Source organism: Bradyrhizobium sp. SZCCHNRI1009 (genome assembly GCF_032487575.1).
GTDB lineage: Bacteria > Pseudomonadota > Alphaproteobacteria > Rhizobiales > Xanthobacteraceae > Bradyrhizobium.
Genome location: NZ_JAUEUL010000002.1, coordinates 351,313 through 366,648, shown reverse-complemented (window position 1 = coordinate 366,648; position 15,336 = coordinate 351,313). Strand labels below are relative to the sequence as shown.

Below are 15,336 nucleotides of genomic sequence, written 5' to 3'. Positions count from 1 at the left end.
TCAGATCGCCGGCGCGGCGACCAGGCGGTCGCCGGCGTCGAACACGAACACATTGGACGGATCGAGCACCGCGTCGAGGATCTCGCCGGGCTCATATTCATGGACGCCGTGCAGCACGGCGACCCAGTTCATGCCGTCGCGCGTCAGATGCACGAAGCTCTCCGATCCCGTGATCTCGGTGACCGAGACGATCGCGGGAAAGGCATGGCGGCCGTGGCTGCCGTCGCCTTTGCCAAGCCCGAGCTGATGCGGGCGGAAGCCCACGCGGTAGGCGCCATCGGACAGATCGGCATAGAGGCCGACCGCCGGCGCCTTGACTCCACCGGCATACTCCACGCTCTCGCCGCGCTTCTGGATCTCGACCGTGTTCATCGGCGGGTCCGAGAACACCTGGCCGACACGCAAGGTATCGGGTCGGCGATACACGGCCGCGGTATCGCCGGCCTGCAGCGCCTGCCCTTCCCACATGCAGATGGTGCGGCCACCGAGCAGCAGCGCCTCCGACGGCTCGGTGGTGGCGTAGACGAAGATTGCGCCCGAGGCTTCGAAGATGCGCGGCAGCTCGGTGCGCAGCTCCTCGCGCAGCTTGTAATCGAGATTGGCGAGCGGCTCGTCCAGCAGCACGAGGTCGGCCCCCTTGACCAGGGCGCGTGCGATCGCGGTGCGCTGCTGCTGGCCGCCGGAGAGCTGCAGCGGCGTACGCTTCAAATAGGGCTCGAGCCGGAGCAGCCGGGCCGCTTCCGCCACGCGCTTCTCGATTTCCTGGCGCGACTTGCCCTGCACGCGCAGCGGCGAGGCGATGTTCTCATAGACCGTCAGCGAGGGATAGTTGATGAATTGCTGATAGACCATCGCGACCGAGCGCTGCCGCACATCGGCGCCGGTGACGTCCTTGCCGTCGACCAGCACGCGGCCGGTGGTCGGCTTGTCGAGGCCGGCGAGCAGCCGCATGATCGAGGTCTTGCCGGACAGCGTCGGCCCGAGCAGCACGCTCAGCGTGCCGCGCTGCAAGGTCAGCGAGACGTCGCGAATGGTGGTCACGCCGTCGACAATTCGGGAGACGTGATCGAGCGTGACGCTCATGCGCGTCCTCCCGCCTCACGCGCCGGCAAAGTGGAGCGCTCGCGATTGGCTGTGATCCACGCCTCGAGGGCGGCGATCTCAGCCGCCGACATCCGCAACCCCAGCTTCGATCGACGCCACACGATGTCCTCGGCCGTCAACGCCCACTCGTCCGTCATCAGGTACCTGACTTCACGCTCCGTCAAGGTGCCACCGAAGTCCTGGCCGAGATCGGCCAAAGATGTCGCACCGGCGAGCATGGCCGCAGCCCGCGTGCCGTAGGCATGGGCGATGCGCTTCGCATGTGCATCCGACAGGAACGGAAAGGTCTTGCAGAGATCCGCAATCAACGGCCCGACGGCCGAGACCTTCATGTCGCCGCCGGGCAGCGGCGCCTTGCCGGTCCAGCCTTCCTCCGCGTCGCCCCCTTTCAGATAGGGCGCAAGACGCTCCAGCGCCTCTTCCGACAGGCGCCGGTAGGTGGTGATCTTGCCACCATAGATCGACAGCAGCGGCAAGCCGCCGGGCGTATCGAGCTCGAATACGTAGTCGCGGGTCGCTGCCTTGGCCTCGCTGGCGCCGTCATCATAGAGCGGCCGCACGCCGGAATAGCTCCACACAACGTCGGCCGGCGTCACCGGCTTGGCGAGATATTCCCCGAGCGCGGCGCAGAGATAGGCGATCTCCTCGTCGGTCGCCTTCACCTTGGCCGGATCACCCTGATAGTCGCGATCGGTGGTGCCGATCAGCGTGAAATCCTGCTGATAGGGAATGGCGAAGATGATGCGGCCGTCGGCGTTCTGGAAGATGTAGGCGCGGTCGTGATCGTAGAGCTTGCGCACCACGATGTGCGAGCCCTGCACCAGCCGCACCTTCGCTTTCGCATTGACGCCGGCGCCGGTCGCCAGCACCTGCTCGACCCAGGGACCGGCGGCATTGACCAGCGCGCGCGCCTTGATGGTCTCGCGCTCGCCGGTCTGCGTGTTCTCGGTCGTGACCAGCCAGTGGCTGCCATCCTGATGGATCTCGGTCGCACGCGTGCGGGTGCGGATGACGGCGCCGCGATCGGCGGCATCCCGAGCGGTCAGCACGACCAGGCGCGCATCGTCGACGAAGCAGTCGGAATATTCGAAGCCCTTGCTGTAGCGCCCGGGGATCAAGGGGCGGCCGACCTCGTCGCTGCGCAGGTTCACCGACCGCGTCGGCGGCAGCAGCTTGCGGCCGCCGAGATGGTCATAGAGGAACAGGCCGAGGCGCAGCAGCCAGGCCGGGCGCAGCCCCGAATGATGCGGCAGCACGAAGCGCAGCGGACGGATGATATGGGGCGCGATCTGCCACAGGACTTCGCGCTCGATCAGCGCCTCGCGGACCAGCCGGAACTCGTAATATTCGAGATAGCGCAGGCCGCCATGCACGAGCTTGGTCGACCAGGACGAGGTCCCGCTCGCCAGATCGTTCATTTCACACAGGAAAACGGAATTTCCGCGTCCGGCCGCATCGCGCGCGATGCCGCAACCGTTCACGCCGCCTCCGACAATGGCGAGGTCGTAGATCCGCTCCAACAGACGCATCCCCCGGCAATCGCCTTGACTGCGGCGATTTCACTTTCGGTTTCGAGTTAAACACAAACGAAAGTGAAAGCAAATCGAAATTCGCATGTTGGGCCGCGGTTGGGCAAAAGCTGCCCAAACCGGGATCAAGGAGCCTGCGAGAGTGGCGGAAAGTCAGGCGCGGCGGAGCACGGCGGACCCCGCCGTTTCGGTTGCCTCTGCGGCGTCGTCGGCATCGTCGGCGGGCATCGCCGAGACCACCTCGATGCCGCGGCTATGGCAGAGGCTGGCCAGTCCGTCCGGCAGGGGGCGGTCGGTGACGAAGGTCTGGATCTGGCTGAGATGGGCGATGCGCACCGGCGCGCTGCGGTGGAGCTTGGTGGAATCGGCGACCAGCATCACGCTGCGGGCATTGGCGATGATGGCTTGCGCAACCTGGACCTCGCGATAGTCGAAGTCGAGCAGCGCGCCCTCCTCGTCGATCGCCGACGCGCCGATGATCGCATAGTCGACCTTGAACTGGCCGATCAGTTGCGTCGCGGTCGATCCGATGACGCCGCCGTCCGAGCGCCGCACGGTGCCGCCGGCCACGATCACCTCGATGCGCGGATGCGGATAGAGCAGCATCGCGACGTTGAGATTGTTGGTGATGACGAGCAGGTCCTGGTGCGACGACAGCGCGCTCGCCACCTCCTCCGTCGTGGTGCCGATATTGATGAACAGCGAGGAGCCGTTCGGAATCCGCGCGGCTGCGACCGCACCGATCGCCTTCTTCTCGTCGGCAGCGACGAAGCGCCGCGCCTCGTAGGCGAGATTCTCGACCCCGGAGGCGATGATGGCCCCGCCATGAATGCGCGTCAGCGCGCGCTGCTCGCACAGATCGTTGAGATCCTTGCGGATGGTCTGGGCCGAGACCTCGAAGCGGCGCGCGAGATCCTCCACCATGACGCGGCCGGAGGCGCGGGCGATGTTGAGGATGTCGGTCTGGCGTTGGGACAGGACGGCCATGGCAAGCTTTCAGGACAAGCTGCACCATGGTGATGCTGATCGAGTCAAGCGTCAATCGGCGAAGCATTGGGCGCATCGCAGCAATCGCTCGCCCCGGAGCAGCTCAGACGCGGCCTTAGTCCGGCCTACGTCCACGTGCGCCGAGCTCGCTCAGGCGGCTGCGCTCAGCTCACCGGTCACGAGCCGAATCGCGGCGCGTTCGGCTTCGCGGGCATTGCGAAACACCTGGCCCTCGAGGGCATTGAAGCGATGGGACGCCGCGAAGAAGCGAAAGCCGCCGCGGTCGCGGATGACGATCCCCGCCGCCTGGGAGCTGACCTCGATGATATAGGTTTCGGACATTGCGCAATCCCGTCGTTCATTCCGGGGCGTATAACCGAGCTCCATGACGAATGTTCCGTGCAGGGAGCACCGGCTATTCCGACGTGAATGCCAACAGGAAATTGTGTGGATGTTATGTTGGCTGCGCTGCACGCCCTCACGCCGTGACGCCTTGCCGAATCAGTGCGGATCATCCGGGACGAGCGTCGCCTTGTGCAGCGATGCATCGGCTCCGCCGAGACAGTGCTGATGCCGACCGAGCAACTGATAGATCGTGCGCAGATCCCTCAGCACCTCGACGTGATGTTCACGAAACGCGCTGAGCTGATGCTCGTAGACGCCAATCCTGCGCTCGGCATGGAGGAGCCGCTGCTGCAGCTTCTTCAGCACCTGCAAGGTCAGTTTCTCGTCGACGTCCGACATGGACTTCCTCCCACCCTGTTCGCGCAACATGCCCCCACCATTTCCCCTGTGCCGGCAATTTTTTCCGGCTGGCATTTTTTGCCTTGTTGGTCGGAAACGGACTGCCGTGATTGCTGTCCGTCCGGCGCGCCACTCGAAGCGCGCAATACGGCAGAGACGCGGCAACGCGCATCCAAGCAACCAGAACTTGCAAACATCGTAAAGACGCCTGCCCTGTGGACCGGACGTAGATCGCGCGAGATTGATCGGCGCAGACGCCGCGCGAACGTGCTCGAATGAACGCGCATCGCCGGATGCCGGTTCCTATGCCGAGCGAGCGGCATATGCCGCGCATTAACGGAGGTTATTTGCGGCCGCCGACCGCGAATGTGATCAGGTCGCGATCACGCCATCACGCTGGATCGGCTGCGGCCGGCCGCCGTCGTCGATCGAGACGTAGGTGAAATTGCCGTCGGTGACGAGGATCGGCTGCTCCTCTTTCCGGCGCAGCACCCAGGCTTCGAGACGCACCGTCATCGACGTCCGGCCGACGCGGACGAGATGTGCGTAGACCGACACGAGGTCGCCGACATAGACCGCCTTGCGGAAGTTCATCGCCTCGATCGCGACCGTCACCGTGCGCGACTTCGCGACCTTGGCGGCGAACACGCCGCCGCCGACGTCCATCTGGCTGAGCAGCCAGCCGCCGAAGATGTCGCCATTGGCGTTGGTGTCCGCCGGCATCGCCAGCGTGCGGATGCAGAGATCGCCGCGGGGCTCGGTCGGCGCGGCATGGGCGGTCGCTTCGGTCACGTCGGATGGTCTCCAATTGCGGGAGCGTTCAAGAAGGCGCCAAGCAGGGCCGTCAGTCCGGCCTCGCCATTTCGAACATCGCCTCCTGCATGATCTCGAAATAGTCGCCGCGACGGCCGGCGCGGACGATCGGATGCGCGAGCGCTGTCTGGTAGACACCGTCCTTGATCAGCGTCTTGTCGATATGCACGCCGACCACCTCGCCGAGCGTCAGCCAGGCCTGGGCCTTGGTGCCGTCGGCGCCCTGCAGCTGGATGATCTGCGTCACCTTGCATTCGAACGCGACGGGGCTTTCGCCGACCCGCGGCACGTTGACGAACTTGCACGGCACCGGCGTCACGCCCGCGAGCTTGAACTCGTCGACCTCGCGCGCGACATGCGCGGCGGTCGCATTCATCTGCGTCGCAAGCCCGCGCGTCACCAGGTTCCAGACGAACTCGCCGGTGTCCTGGATGTTGGCAACCGAGTCCTTCCACTGCGTCGAGGAGAAGCCGATGATCGGCGGCGTGTAGTTGAACGCATTGAAAAAGCTGTAGGGCGCAAGGTTGACGTGCCCATCCGGATCACGCGACGAGATCCAGCCGATCGGACGCGGCGCGACGATGGCGTTGAAGGGATCGTGGCGCAGGCCGTGGCCGTTCTTCGGTTCGTAGAAATGCAAGTCGCGTTCGATCACGCCGTCGTCTCCTAAGCAGCAGTCATTCCGGGGCGCCTCGCGCGACAAAAATGGCGAAGCCACTTTGATCGGAAGAGGCGAACCCGGAATCTCGAGATTCCGGGTTCGATGCTTCGCATCGCCCCAGAATGACTGCAACCTAGACCGCAGCGCCCCTGGAACCAAGCCCTGCCAGCACGAAATCGATCATCTCGTCGATCGTCGGGCCCGGCTTGGTCGCGCATTGCGCGATCATCTGCGGATGGAAGAAGCGCATCATCGCGGTCGTCGCACATTTTGCCGCCAGCGGCAGGTCGGTGACCGCGAATTCGCCGGACGCCGCGCCCTGCCCGATCACGCGGCCGATGATCTCGGTGATCAGCAGCATGTGCGCCTCGCAGACGTCCCAGCTCTCCTCCATCGCCACCGCGACCATCTCATGCAGCTTGTTGTCGCCGACATAGCGCTCGGTGTTCATGCGATGGATCGTGCCGAGCAGCTCGCGCAGCCGCGGCGCCGCCGGACCGGGCCGCTCCGCGATCGCGATGGCGGCCGCCTCGACCTGGGCCATCAGCGTGCGGGCGACCCCGCGGTGGATCGCCTTCTTCGAGTCGAAGAACCGGTAGACATTCGCCGGGCTCATGCGGAGCTCCTTGGCGATGTCGGCGACGGTCGTCTTCTGGTAGCCGATCTGTCGAAACAGGCGCTCAGCAACGACGAGAATGCGCTCGTGCGTGTCGGATTCGATATGGTCGGAAACCAGGGTCATCATGCCTGCGATCTTGTTGGTCCTTCATTCGGCGGCCTCGGCCAGAGGAAGCGAAGGCCTCGGCACGTCAACGTGCTGCGCTGCGGAATGATCCGCGTCTTTTGCTCCGCGCTCGTCCAGACTCTTGCGGAACCATAGGGCATACAATCCAGGCAAGTACAGCAGCGTCAGGAAGGTTGCAACGAACAACCCGCCCATGATGGTGATCGCCATCGGGCCCCAGAACGCCGAGCGCGACAGCGGGATCATGGCCAGGATCGCCGCCAGCGCGGTCAGCACCACGGGGCGGGCGCGGCGCACCGTAGCCTCGATGATCGCCTCCCTGCGGGTCAGGCCATGGACGACGTCGGTCTCGATCTGATCGACCAGGATCACCGCGTTGCGCATGATCATGCCGGCGAGCGCGATCAGGCCGAGCAGCGCGACGAAGCCGAACGGCGCGTTGGCGACATTCAGTCCGAGTGACGCTCCGACGATGCCGAGCGGCGCGGTCAGGAACACCAGGATCAGCCGCGAGAAGCTCTGAAGCTGGATCATCAGCAGGGTCAGCATCACGATGACCATCAGCGGAAACAGCACGAAGATCGAGGCATTGCCCTTGGCGGATTCCTCGAACGCGCCGCCGGCCTCGATCCGGTAGGCGGGCTCGAGGCGGTTGCGGATATCCTGCAGCTTCGGCGAGATCTGGTTGGTGACATCAGGCGCCTGCACGCCATCCGCCACGTCGGCGCGCACCGTGATCGCCATGTCGCGGTTGCGCCGCCACAGGATCGGCTCCTCGTGGGAATATTCGATCTTGGCGATCTGCTGCAGCGGCACCGCCACGCCGTTCTTCGAGGTGATGGTGAGGTCGCCGACATGGGCGAGATCCAGCCGCTCGGACGGTGCCGCGCGCGCGACGACGCCGACCTTCTCGATGCCGTCACGGATGGTCGTGACCTGGACGCCGGAGATCAGCATCGCCAGCGACTGCGACACGTCCTGCGGGGTCAGGCCGAGCGCACGGGCACGATCCTGGTCGACGACCAGCTTGAGGTAAGGCGACTGCTCGTTCCAATCGAGCTGCGGATCCCTGACATTCGGGTTCTGGCGCATGACGTCACGCACCTGATGGGCGATCTCGCGCACCTTGGCCGCATCGGGGCCGATGACCCGGAACTGGACGGGGAAGCCGACCGGCGGACCGAAATTGAAGCGATCGACGCGGACGCGCGCTTCGTTCAGCGCGCCATTCGCAGCCGCGGTCTCGATCTTGGCCTTGATGCGCTCGCGCGCGGCGACGTCCTTGGCGACGATCACGATCTCGGCGAAGGCCTCGTTCGGCAGTTGCGGGTTGAGGCCGAGCCAGAAGCGCGGCGAGCCCTGCCCGACATAGGCGGTGTAGGTCTCGATGTCCTTGTCGTCCTTGAGCAGCGCCTCGGCCTCGCGCGCCGCCTTCTCGGTGACACCGAACGCGGTGCCCTCCGGCAGCCGCAACTGCAGGAACAGCTCGGGGCGTTCCGACAGCGGGAAGAACTGCTGCTGGACGTGGCCGAAGGCGACGATCGATGCCGCGAACACGCCGACCGTCGCAGCGACGGTGGTGATGCGGTGATCGACGCACCAGCGCACGATGGCGCGCAGGCCGCGATACATGCGCGTGTCGTAGACCGCATGCTCGTCATGGCCGTGATGGGCCTTCATGTCCGGCAGCAGCTTGACGCCGATATAGGGCGTGAAGATCACGGCGACGAACCACGACGCGACCAGCGCGATGGCGACGATCCAGAAGATGCTGCCGGCATATTCGCCGACCGCGGAATTGGCGAAGCCGATCGGCAGGAAGCCCGCGGCCGTGACCAGGGTGCCGGTCAGCATCGGGAACGCGGTGGACTCCCACGCAAACGACGCCGCGCGCATCCGGTCCCAGCCCTGCTCCATCTTCACCACCATCATCTCGACCGCGATGATGGCATCATCGACCAGAAGGCCGAGCGCAATGATGAGGGCCCCAAGCGAAATGCGGTGCAGGTTCAGCCCCATGATGTTCATGACGATGAAGACGAGCCCCAGCACCAGCGGCACCGACAGCGCCACGACGATGCCGGTGCGCCACCCGAGCGCCAGGAACGACACGAACAGCACGATCACCAGCGCCTCGACGAACGAATGCACGAACTCGCTGACGGCGTGCTCGACCACCTTGGGCTGGTCGGCAATCTGCTCGATCTCGATGCCCTGCGGCACGGCCTTCATGAAGTCGTCGGCCGCGGCGTGGACCTCCTTGCCGAGCTCCAGGATGTTGGCCTCCTTGGCCGTGACGACGCCGATGCCGAGCGCGGGCTTGCCTTCCTGCCGCACCTTGAAGCTCGGCGGATCGACGTAGCCGTGGGTGACGGTCGCGATATCGCCGAGCCGGAACACCCGACCGTTGCTTTCGACCGGCGTCTCCGCCACCGCCTTGGCGCCGTCGAGCGCACCGGTGACGCGCAGCGGCACGCGCTGCGACGAGGTCTCGACCGTGCCGGCCGGTGTCACATTGTTCTGCTTGGCAAGCGAATCGAACAGCGCCTGCGGCGTGATGCCGAGAGTGGCGAGCTTGGCATGGCTGAACTCGACATAGATGCGCTCGTCCTGGGTGCCGTAGAGATTGACCTTGGTGACGCCGGCGACCTTCAGCAGGCGCTGGCGCAGACCTTCGGCGGTCTTCTTCAATTGCGCATAGTCGGCGCCGTCGCCGGTCATCATGAACAGGATCGAATCGACGTCGGAGAACTCGTCATTGACGAACGGACCGACGATGCCCGACGGCAGCGAGGACTGCACGTCGTCGAGCTTCTTGCGGATCAGGTAGAACAGATGCGGCACCTCCTTCGGCGGCGTCGAATCGCGGAAGGTCACCTGCATCGCGGTGAAGGCCGGCTTCGAATAGGTCTGCACCTTCTCGAAATAAGGCAGCTCCTGCAGCTTCTTCTCGATGGGGTCGGCGACCTGGCTCTGCATCTCCACGGCGGTCGCGCCCGGCCACATCACCGAGACGTTGACGACCTTGACGGTGAAGAACGGATCTTCGGCGCGGCCGAGCTTCTGATAGGAGAAGAAGCCGGCGACGCCGAGCGCAATGATCAGGAACAGCACCAGCGGCGGATGATTGACCGCCCAGGCCGACAGGTTGAACCGCTTCATGGGTGCTCTCCGATGAGGACCTAGTTGCTTCGCGCTTCGGTGGCCTCAATCCTTCGAGACGGCGCTTCGCGCCTCCTCAGGATGAGGATTTAGCTCCTCATGGTGAGGAGCGCGGCGTCGCCGCGCGTCTCGAACCATGAGGCCATCATGCCATCAGAACGTCAGCGCCGACACGACGCGCACTCTCTGCGCGGGATCGATCTTCTGCACGCCAAGCGCCACGACCTTCTCGCCCTCGTCGACGCCCGAGGTGACCAGCACGTCCTTGCTGTCATAGGCCTTCACCTTCACCGGCTTCAGCGTCACCTCGCCCTTGTCGTTGACCACATAGAGCGACGGATCACGGCCCTCGCTGAACAGCGCCGACAGCGGCAGCCGCGCGACGCGCGTGGTGGCGGGATCGGCGAGCGTCAAGGTCGCGGTCATGCCAAGCGAGACGGCTTCGCCGGCGTCGGGCAGCGAGAACTTGGCGAGATAGGTCCGCGTGGCAGGGTCGGCGGCCGGCGCGATCTCGCGCAGCTTCGCCGCATATTTCTTGTCGGCCTCCGACCACAGCGTGACGTAGGCGCTGCCGGTCTTGGCGCGTTCGAGCAGCGTCTCGGGGATCGCGACCACCGCCTCCTTCTCGGCAAAGCGCGCGACCCGGATCGCGGCCTGGCCGGCGGCAACCACCACGCCCGGCTCGATCATGCTCGCGGTGACCACGCCGCGCGCATCCGCAACCAGCGTCGCATAGGACAGCGAGTTGCGGGTCAGCTCGACCGAGCGTTCGGCACGGTTGAGCCGTGCCCTCGCCTCGTCGGCGGACGCCCTGGCCTGGTCCATCTGGGCGTCGGTGGTCCAGCCCTTGGCCCGCAGCTCCTTGGCGCGGGTCTCGGCGGCGGACGCCTGCGCCAGCACGCCGGTGGCGGCGCGGAATTCGGCTTCGGCCTGCTCGGCCTGGAGCTTCAGGTCGACCTCGTCGAGCGTGGCGAGCGGCTGGCCGACATCGACGGTCTGGCCGATCTCGACCAGGCGCTTGGCGACCTTGCCGGCGACGCGGAAGCCGATATCGGCCTCGATGCGCGGGCGGATGGTGCCGACGAAGCTGCGTTCGGGCGTCTCGGCCTCATAGTGGACCGGGGCGACCAGAACCGGCCGGACCGGCTCGGCCTTCTGGGCGACGGTTTCATTGCACCCGGCCAGGGCGACGGCTATGGTGGCCAGCGCAAGACCGGTCAACAGCTTGGAATAGCTCGCGAAAATCAGGCGGATCAACATGGCGCACCCTCGCTGCAGTTGCGAGCAAGTGTCGAATGTCGAGTGACGATTGTCAATATTCGTCAGTGATCATGACTTCGTGAACATCTGGACACGTTGCCGCAGGTGCTCGGCTCCCGTGCGCTGTCCGCCTTTGCTCCTCGGTGTCTAATGGATGCCCCAGTGTCCTAGCCTGGGAACCTGTCTCCAAAACAACCCAGAAGTGAAAAATCGAATGTGCAAAACGCACTATGTTCACTGTATGTTCTTTAGGCTAAATCGTTAACGAGTTAGCAACAAACTGAGCTGGAATAACGATTCGTCTTGAATTGCGAAGAAATAGCGGGAGAATGACCATGATGCGCCTCAAGATTGAAAAGCACGGGGAAGGTCTACACCCCAACGAGGTGGTGGTTTCCGTCAACACCAAGGACGGGCCAGTCATGATGGTTGTGGATCCGACGATAATTTTTTCGGATGATAGCGTTGTCATTGGTTGGCCCGTAGCCCGTGACCCGAATACGTCCCAATATTTGGTGGAACTGCCGCGAGAAACCGAGCATGGTTCTTGGCGCGTTTGGGTACCAGAAAGCGAGCTTCGGCAGGACGAACAACGTAAACGGGCCTAATGATCCTAACGGATAGAGAAATCAGAAACTCGTTAGAGGCGGGGCAATTTGACATCCTGCCCCGCCCTCCCATTGACCATTATTCATCCACTACCGTTGACCTTACACTCAGTCCTGTATTGAGGATTTACAAAACTCCACCTCAGGGAATGAAGCAAGCCGTCGACCCCGGTCAGCCAGGCTTCAACGCGACTAGGCTAATCAACAGCCTTACGGATCGGCAGGACATTGATCCGAGCAACGGGTTCGATCTTGATCGGGGAGTTCTTATACTCGGTTGGACAAATGAGACCGTTGATCTCAAAGAGAACTGTCGGGTAGCAGCGCGTGTCGAGGGCAAAAGCTCATTGGCCCGAGTAGGTCTTGGTATTCACGTCACCGCGCCAATCATTCATACAGGTTTCAAAGCCCCAATCCAGCTTGAGATTATCAACCATGGTCCGCTGCCGATTTGCCTCCGGCGCGGAATGAGAATTTGTCAGCTCGTGTTTGAACAGACTCTTGGTATGCCGGATAGGGCCTATAAAGGGCAATTTCTCGGGCAAACAGCGTCCTAAGGCCGCCTCAGTTAGCGGCTTCTTTCATTACAGGCCTTTACCCGTATCGGGCTCATCGTCTCCGAAATCCATACTGTATTGCGTCGGCCGTCCCTGTCTTGGATAGTTTCTATCGAGCTTGGTTTTAAAGTCATGCCAATCCTGGCTGAGTTTCATCGTGGCGACCACTGCGCCAAGATGTTCGCGCAACTTCGGATATCCGCGATTGTTTGTTAGCCACTGAAAATGCTTGTGCTTTCGATGACCGCTTTTGCGCGTAAGCGTGGCGGAGCCGGCTATGGCAGCGAGCCTACCGCTGCGAATGACGCAGCGGCGCTTTCCCCGGCTGACGAACGGCTTCTCAACGAAGCTGGCGAACCACGAAGCCGCCCTGAGCCTTTGAGTTGCCCATTACAATCTGTGCCGTGTCCATGAGGCGTTGCGAACTACGCCGGCCGTCGCGCTAGGCATCGCTGACCGCGTTTGGACCATCGGCGACCTGATTGATGCCGTGCTGCCGTTCGGGCCGAACCGGTCGGCGCGGGTGAAGCGGAACTTCCGGGCAACTAAAGGCGGAAAAGACGTTGATTAATGTGGAGTGTCGCAAAAACACATCACGACCGATTCGGCCAAGCCCCGGAAATCAGATATCTTGATCCGTAAGCGATTCGCCCCGCCTTGTTAAGGGCGGGGCGAATGCTGAAAGCCGTTTGCACCGGCTTTCGGGCTCGTAGCTCAGCTGGATAGAGCGGGTCCGTCGTAAGGCCATGGTCGCAGGTTCGAATCCTGCCGAGCTCACCAACTTCACTAGAGCCGGGCGTCCGCGAGGACGTCCGGTTTTTTCTTTACCGCGTCCACGAATCGGTGTCGCTGTGAATCGCTGTGAATATACATTTTTGTATGAAAATGTACATGGAGATATCAGCCGCGAAATTGTATGAACATGCATGGGCAAACGTGGAGAAGGATCGCGCCTGATCCAGTTGGGGCTGGATAAGGAGTTGGTGGACGATTTCACCGACTTTCGGGAAGGCTATCTCGGTGCTCCGGAACACCGAGTTCTGGCGGAAGCGATCAAATTGTTCATGGCGGACCGGTTGAATGCGGAGCCGGAAGTAAAGAAGCGATACGAGATCGCGCGAGAGCGCCGACGCGGATCGAAAGGAAAAATTGTACAGCTGGTCGATAAATGAAGTGTCCTATTTCGCTATTGCGAGTGCCCTAAATAGGACAGCCCCCGGCTCTGCGAGCCACCGCCCGGAATGACGGCGAGGTCTCATTCCGCCGGCGTCTGCCCTGCGAATTCGACCTTGCTCTCGTGGCCGCCGAAGAACACCAGCAGCCCGGCGATCAGCGGCAGCACCGACAATGCGAGCAGGCCGTGGGTGGTGGAGCCCGTGGTGTCCTTGATCCAGCCGACCAGATAGGGTCCGCCGAAGCCCGCGAGATTGCCGATCGAGTTGATCAGCGCGATGGCGCCGGCCGCGGCCGTGCCCGACAGCCACGCCGTCGGCAAGGTCCAGAATACGCCGAAGACGCAGAACACGCCGATCGCCGCAACTGTCAACGCGACCATGGTGAGCGTGGGATCGCCGATCACGCTCGAGGCGGCCAGCGCCACCGCGATCAGGATCAGTGGCGCGCCGACATGCACGACGCGCTCGCGCGTCGCATCCGAATGCCGCGCCCACAGGATCATCGCCACGGTGCCGAACGCATAGGGGATCGCGGTGACGAAGCCGGTCTGCACATTGCTCAGGCCGAACGCCTTGACGATCTGCGGCAGCCAGAACTGCATGCCGTAGAGCGCGCCGACGAAACCGAAATAGATCAGGCTGAGCACGATCACCTTGGGCGACGACAGCGCCTCACCGAGCGTCATGTGTCCGGCGGCCTGCTTCGCCGCGGTCTCGGCCTCGAGCTTTGCCGCGAGCCAGGCCTTCTGCTCCGCCGACAGCCAGGTCGCGTGCTCCGGCCGGTCGGTCAGGTAGAACCAGGTGACGACGCCGAGGATGACCGAAGGGATGCCCTCGATGATGAACAGCCACTGCCAGCCCTGCAGTCCCATCAGGCCGTGCAGGCCGAGCAATAGCCCCGACACGGGCGCGCCGATCACGGTCGAGATCGGCACGGCGACCGCAAAGGCGGCGAGGAAGCGCGCGCGATACTGCGCGGGGTACCAGTAAGTGAGATAGAGGATGATGCCGGGGAAGAAGCCGGCCTCGGCGACGCCGAGCAGGAAGCGCAGCGTGTAGAAGCTCCAGGGGCCCGAGACCAACGCCATCAGCGCCGAGATGATGCCCCAGGTCACCATGATGCGGGCGATCCAGCGGCTGGCGCCGAACTTCTCCAGCGCCAGATTGCTCGGCACCTCGAAGATGAAATAGCCGATGAAGAAGATGCCGGCGCCCCAGGCGAACACCAGCGGCGAGAACTTCAGCTCGGCGTTCATGGTCAGCGCGGCGAAGCCGAGATTGACCCGGTCGAGATAGGAGAAGAAGTAGGCCAGCACCAGGAACGGGATCAGCCGCCAGGAGATGGCGCGGATGGTCGCGGCCTCGATGTCGGAGCGGCCAGGCGCGGCCGGGGTGGTGGCGGACGGACTCATCGATCTCCTCCCGGGAGCATTGCAGACATTGGTAGTTGATGGGCGGTGTTGAGCATCGGTCGTGGCAAGTCAATCGGAAAGCCTGACATCCCACAGCCCGTCGGCGCATCGCGGGGGCGCGGCACGCGCATGACGCTCTCGTCACCCGGGATGCTCACCCGCGCTGACGGGCGCCGCCGCGCAGCACGAGCGCTCGCGATGGCGCTGATCGTGATCGTGGTCGGGCTCGAGCTCCGCTTCCACGGTCTCGGTCTCGGCCTTCCCGCCTTCATCGTCAAGTATGGCGGCTCCGTGCTCTGGGCGACGATGCTCTATATGCTGCTCGTCGCGCTGCTGCCGCGGATGTCGCCGTGGCAGATCGGCGGGCTCGCGCTCGCCGTCACCGTGATCGTCGAGGGCAGCCGTCTGGTCCACACGCCGTGGCTCGACAGCTTCCGCCTGACGCTGACGGGCGCGCTGCTGCTCGGCCGCATCTTCTCGCTGTGGAACATTGCCGCCTATGTGGTCGGCATCCTCATCGGCGTCTGGATCGACCGGATGGCGATGCGGCCGGCTTCGGCATAGGCTTGCCCCGGGCAA

15 protein-coding genes and 1 tRNA gene are annotated in these 15,336 nt (G+C 63.8%); 5 read left to right on the top strand and 11 right to left on the bottom strand.

Going from position 1 to position 15,336, the window contains the following annotated elements:
* The 10 genes from QX010_RS05245 to QX010_RS05200 all read right to left on the bottom strand — a co-directional run bounded on the left by QX010_RS05245 (window position 1) and on the right by QX010_RS05200 (window position 11,005).
* Entirely contained in the window at window positions 1–1,083 is a 1,083-nt protein-coding gene (locus tag QX010_RS05245) for an ABC transporter ATP-binding protein (protein WP_315802731.1), read from the bottom strand.
* Window positions 1,080–2,633, bottom strand: coding sequence for a glycerol-3-phosphate dehydrogenase (gene glpD, locus QX010_RS05240; RefSeq protein WP_316178066.1), 1,554 nt, complete (start codon window positions 2,631–2,633; stop codon window positions 1,080–1,082). The genes QX010_RS05245 and glpD overlap by 4 nt, the downstream gene beginning before the upstream one ends.
* A 153-nt stretch (window positions 2,634–2,786) precedes the next feature.
* Complete coding sequence (locus tag QX010_RS05235) at window positions 2,787–3,620, bottom strand: DeoR/GlpR family DNA-binding transcription regulator (RefSeq protein ID WP_316178064.1); 834 nt, start codon at window positions 3,618–3,620, stop codon at window positions 2,787–2,789.
* Window positions 3,621–3,770: 150 nt separating this feature from the next.
* The gene (locus QX010_RS05230) at window positions 3,771–3,962 is read right to left on the bottom strand and encodes a hypothetical protein (RefSeq protein WP_315802729.1); all 192 of its coding nucleotides are present in this window, start codon (window positions 3,960–3,962) and stop codon (window positions 3,771–3,773) included.
* A gap of 159 nt (window positions 3,963–4,121) precedes the next feature.
* A complete protein-coding gene (locus QX010_RS05225) occupies window positions 4,122–4,364 on the bottom strand; it encodes a hypothetical protein (protein WP_315802728.1) in 243 nt (80 codons plus the stop codon).
* Window positions 4,365–4,736: 372 nt separating this feature from the next.
* Window positions 4,737–5,156 (bottom strand): acyl-CoA thioesterase, encoded by a 420-nt coding sequence (locus QX010_RS05220; protein ID WP_315802727.1) that lies wholly within the window; start codon window positions 5,154–5,156, stop codon window positions 4,737–4,739.
* 52 nt (window positions 5,157–5,208) lie between these two features.
* Complete coding sequence (locus tag QX010_RS05215) at window positions 5,209–5,832, bottom strand: flavin reductase family protein (RefSeq protein WP_315802726.1); 624 nt, start codon at window positions 5,830–5,832, stop codon at window positions 5,209–5,211.
* Between the two features lie 139 nt (window positions 5,833–5,971).
* The gene (locus QX010_RS05210; RefSeq protein WP_316178454.1) at window positions 5,972–6,580 is read right to left on the bottom strand and encodes a TetR/AcrR family transcriptional regulator; all 609 of its coding nucleotides are present in this window, start codon (window positions 6,578–6,580) and stop codon (window positions 5,972–5,974) included.
* A gap of 24 nt (window positions 6,581–6,604) precedes the next feature.
* Window positions 6,605–9,745: an efflux RND transporter permease subunit gene (locus QX010_RS05205; RefSeq protein ID WP_316178061.1), complete on the bottom strand. Its 3,141-nt coding sequence runs from the start codon at window positions 9,743–9,745 to the stop codon at window positions 6,605–6,607.
* A 153-nt stretch (window positions 9,746–9,898) separates the two neighbouring features.
* Window positions 9,899–11,005, bottom strand: a complete 1,107-nt coding sequence (locus QX010_RS05200; protein ID WP_316178060.1) for an efflux RND transporter periplasmic adaptor subunit — start codon at window positions 11,003–11,005, stop codon at window positions 9,899–9,901.
* 335 nt (window positions 11,006–11,340) lie between these two features.
* On the opposite strand from QX010_RS05200, the gene QX010_RS05195 reads away from it, so the two are divergent.
* The 4 genes from QX010_RS05195 to QX010_RS05180 all read left to right on the top strand — a co-directional run bounded on the left by QX010_RS05195 (window position 11,341) and on the right by QX010_RS05180 (window position 13,342).
* Window positions 11,341–11,613, top strand: a complete 273-nt coding sequence (locus QX010_RS05195; RefSeq protein WP_316178058.1) for a hypothetical protein — start codon at window positions 11,341–11,343, stop codon at window positions 11,611–11,613.
* Complete coding sequence (gene dcd, locus QX010_RS05190; RefSeq protein ID WP_316178056.1) at window positions 11,613–12,170, top strand: dCTP deaminase; 558 nt, start codon at window positions 11,613–11,615, stop codon at window positions 12,168–12,170. The genes QX010_RS05195 and dcd overlap by 1 nt, the downstream gene beginning before the upstream one ends.
* 703 nt (window positions 12,171–12,873) lie before the next feature.
* Window positions 12,874–12,950 (top strand) — tRNA-Thr (locus tag QX010_RS05185).
* Window positions 12,951–13,096: 146 nt separating this feature from the next.
* Window positions 13,097–13,342 carry a hypothetical protein gene (locus tag QX010_RS05180; protein WP_316178054.1) on the top strand — a complete coding sequence of 82 codons (246 nt, stop codon included), beginning with the start codon at window positions 13,097–13,099 and terminating at the stop codon, window positions 13,340–13,342.
* An 83-nt stretch (window positions 13,343–13,425) separates the two neighbouring features.
* On the opposite strand, the gene QX010_RS05175 is transcribed toward QX010_RS05180, so the two are convergent.
* Window positions 13,426–14,757 (bottom strand): MFS transporter, encoded by a 1,332-nt coding sequence (locus QX010_RS05175; protein ID WP_316178052.1) that lies wholly within the window; start codon window positions 14,755–14,757, stop codon window positions 13,426–13,428.
* Window positions 14,758–14,886: 129 nt separating this feature from the next.
* Between QX010_RS05175 and QX010_RS05170 the strand changes: the two genes are divergently transcribed.
* A complete protein-coding gene (locus tag QX010_RS05170; protein WP_410051920.1) occupies window positions 14,887–15,321 on the top strand; it encodes a DUF2809 domain-containing protein in 435 nt (144 codons plus the stop codon).
* The last annotated feature ends 15 nt before the right edge of the window (window positions 15,322–15,336 follow it).

What these genes read in the sequence shown, in the direction of transcription:
- QX010_RS05245 (WP_315802731.1), bottom strand. Translation starts at nt 1,083, where the DNA reads ATGAGCGTCACGCTCGATCACGTCTCCCGAATTGTCGACGGCGTGACC.
- glpD (WP_316178066.1), bottom strand. Translation starts at nt 2,633, where the DNA reads ATGCGTCTGTTGGAGCGGATCTACGACCTCGCCATTGTCGGAGGCGGC.
- QX010_RS05235 (WP_316178064.1), bottom strand. Translation starts at nt 3,620, where the DNA reads ATGGCCGTCCTGTCCCAACGCCAGACCGACATCCTCAACATCGCCCGC.
- QX010_RS05230 (WP_315802729.1), bottom strand. Translation starts at nt 3,962, where the DNA reads ATGTCCGAAACCTATATCATCGAGGTCAGCTCCCAGGCGGCGGGGATC.
- QX010_RS05225 (WP_315802728.1), bottom strand. Translation starts at nt 4,364, where the DNA reads ATGTCGGACGTCGACGAGAAACTGACCTTGCAGGTGCTGAAGAAGCTG.
- QX010_RS05210 (WP_316178454.1), bottom strand. Translation starts at nt 6,580, where the DNA reads ATGACCCTGGTTTCCGACCATATCGAATCCGACACGCACGAGCGCATT.
- QX010_RS05205 (WP_316178061.1), bottom strand. Translation starts at nt 9,745, where the DNA reads ATGAAGCGGTTCAACCTGTCGGCCTGGGCGGTCAATCATCCGCCGCTG.
- QX010_RS05200 (WP_316178060.1), bottom strand. Translation starts at nt 11,005, where the DNA reads ATGTTGATCCGCCTGATTTTCGCGAGCTATTCCAAGCTGTTGACCGGT.
- QX010_RS05195 (WP_316178058.1), top strand. Translation starts at nt 11,341, where the DNA reads ATGATGCGCCTCAAGATTGAAAAGCACGGGGAAGGTCTACACCCCAAC.
- dcd (WP_316178056.1), top strand. Translation starts at nt 11,613, where the DNA reads ATGATCCTAACGGATAGAGAAATCAGAAACTCGTTAGAGGCGGGGCAA.
- QX010_RS05180 (WP_316178054.1), top strand. Translation starts at nt 13,097, where the DNA reads ATGGGCAAACGTGGAGAAGGATCGCGCCTGATCCAGTTGGGGCTGGAT.
- QX010_RS05175 (WP_316178052.1), bottom strand. Translation starts at nt 14,757, where the DNA reads ATGAGTCCGTCCGCCACCACCCCGGCCGCGCCTGGCCGCTCCGACATC.
- QX010_RS05170 (WP_410051920.1), top strand. Translation starts at nt 14,887, where the DNA reads ATGACGCTCTCGTCACCCGGGATGCTCACCCGCGCTGACGGGCGCCGC.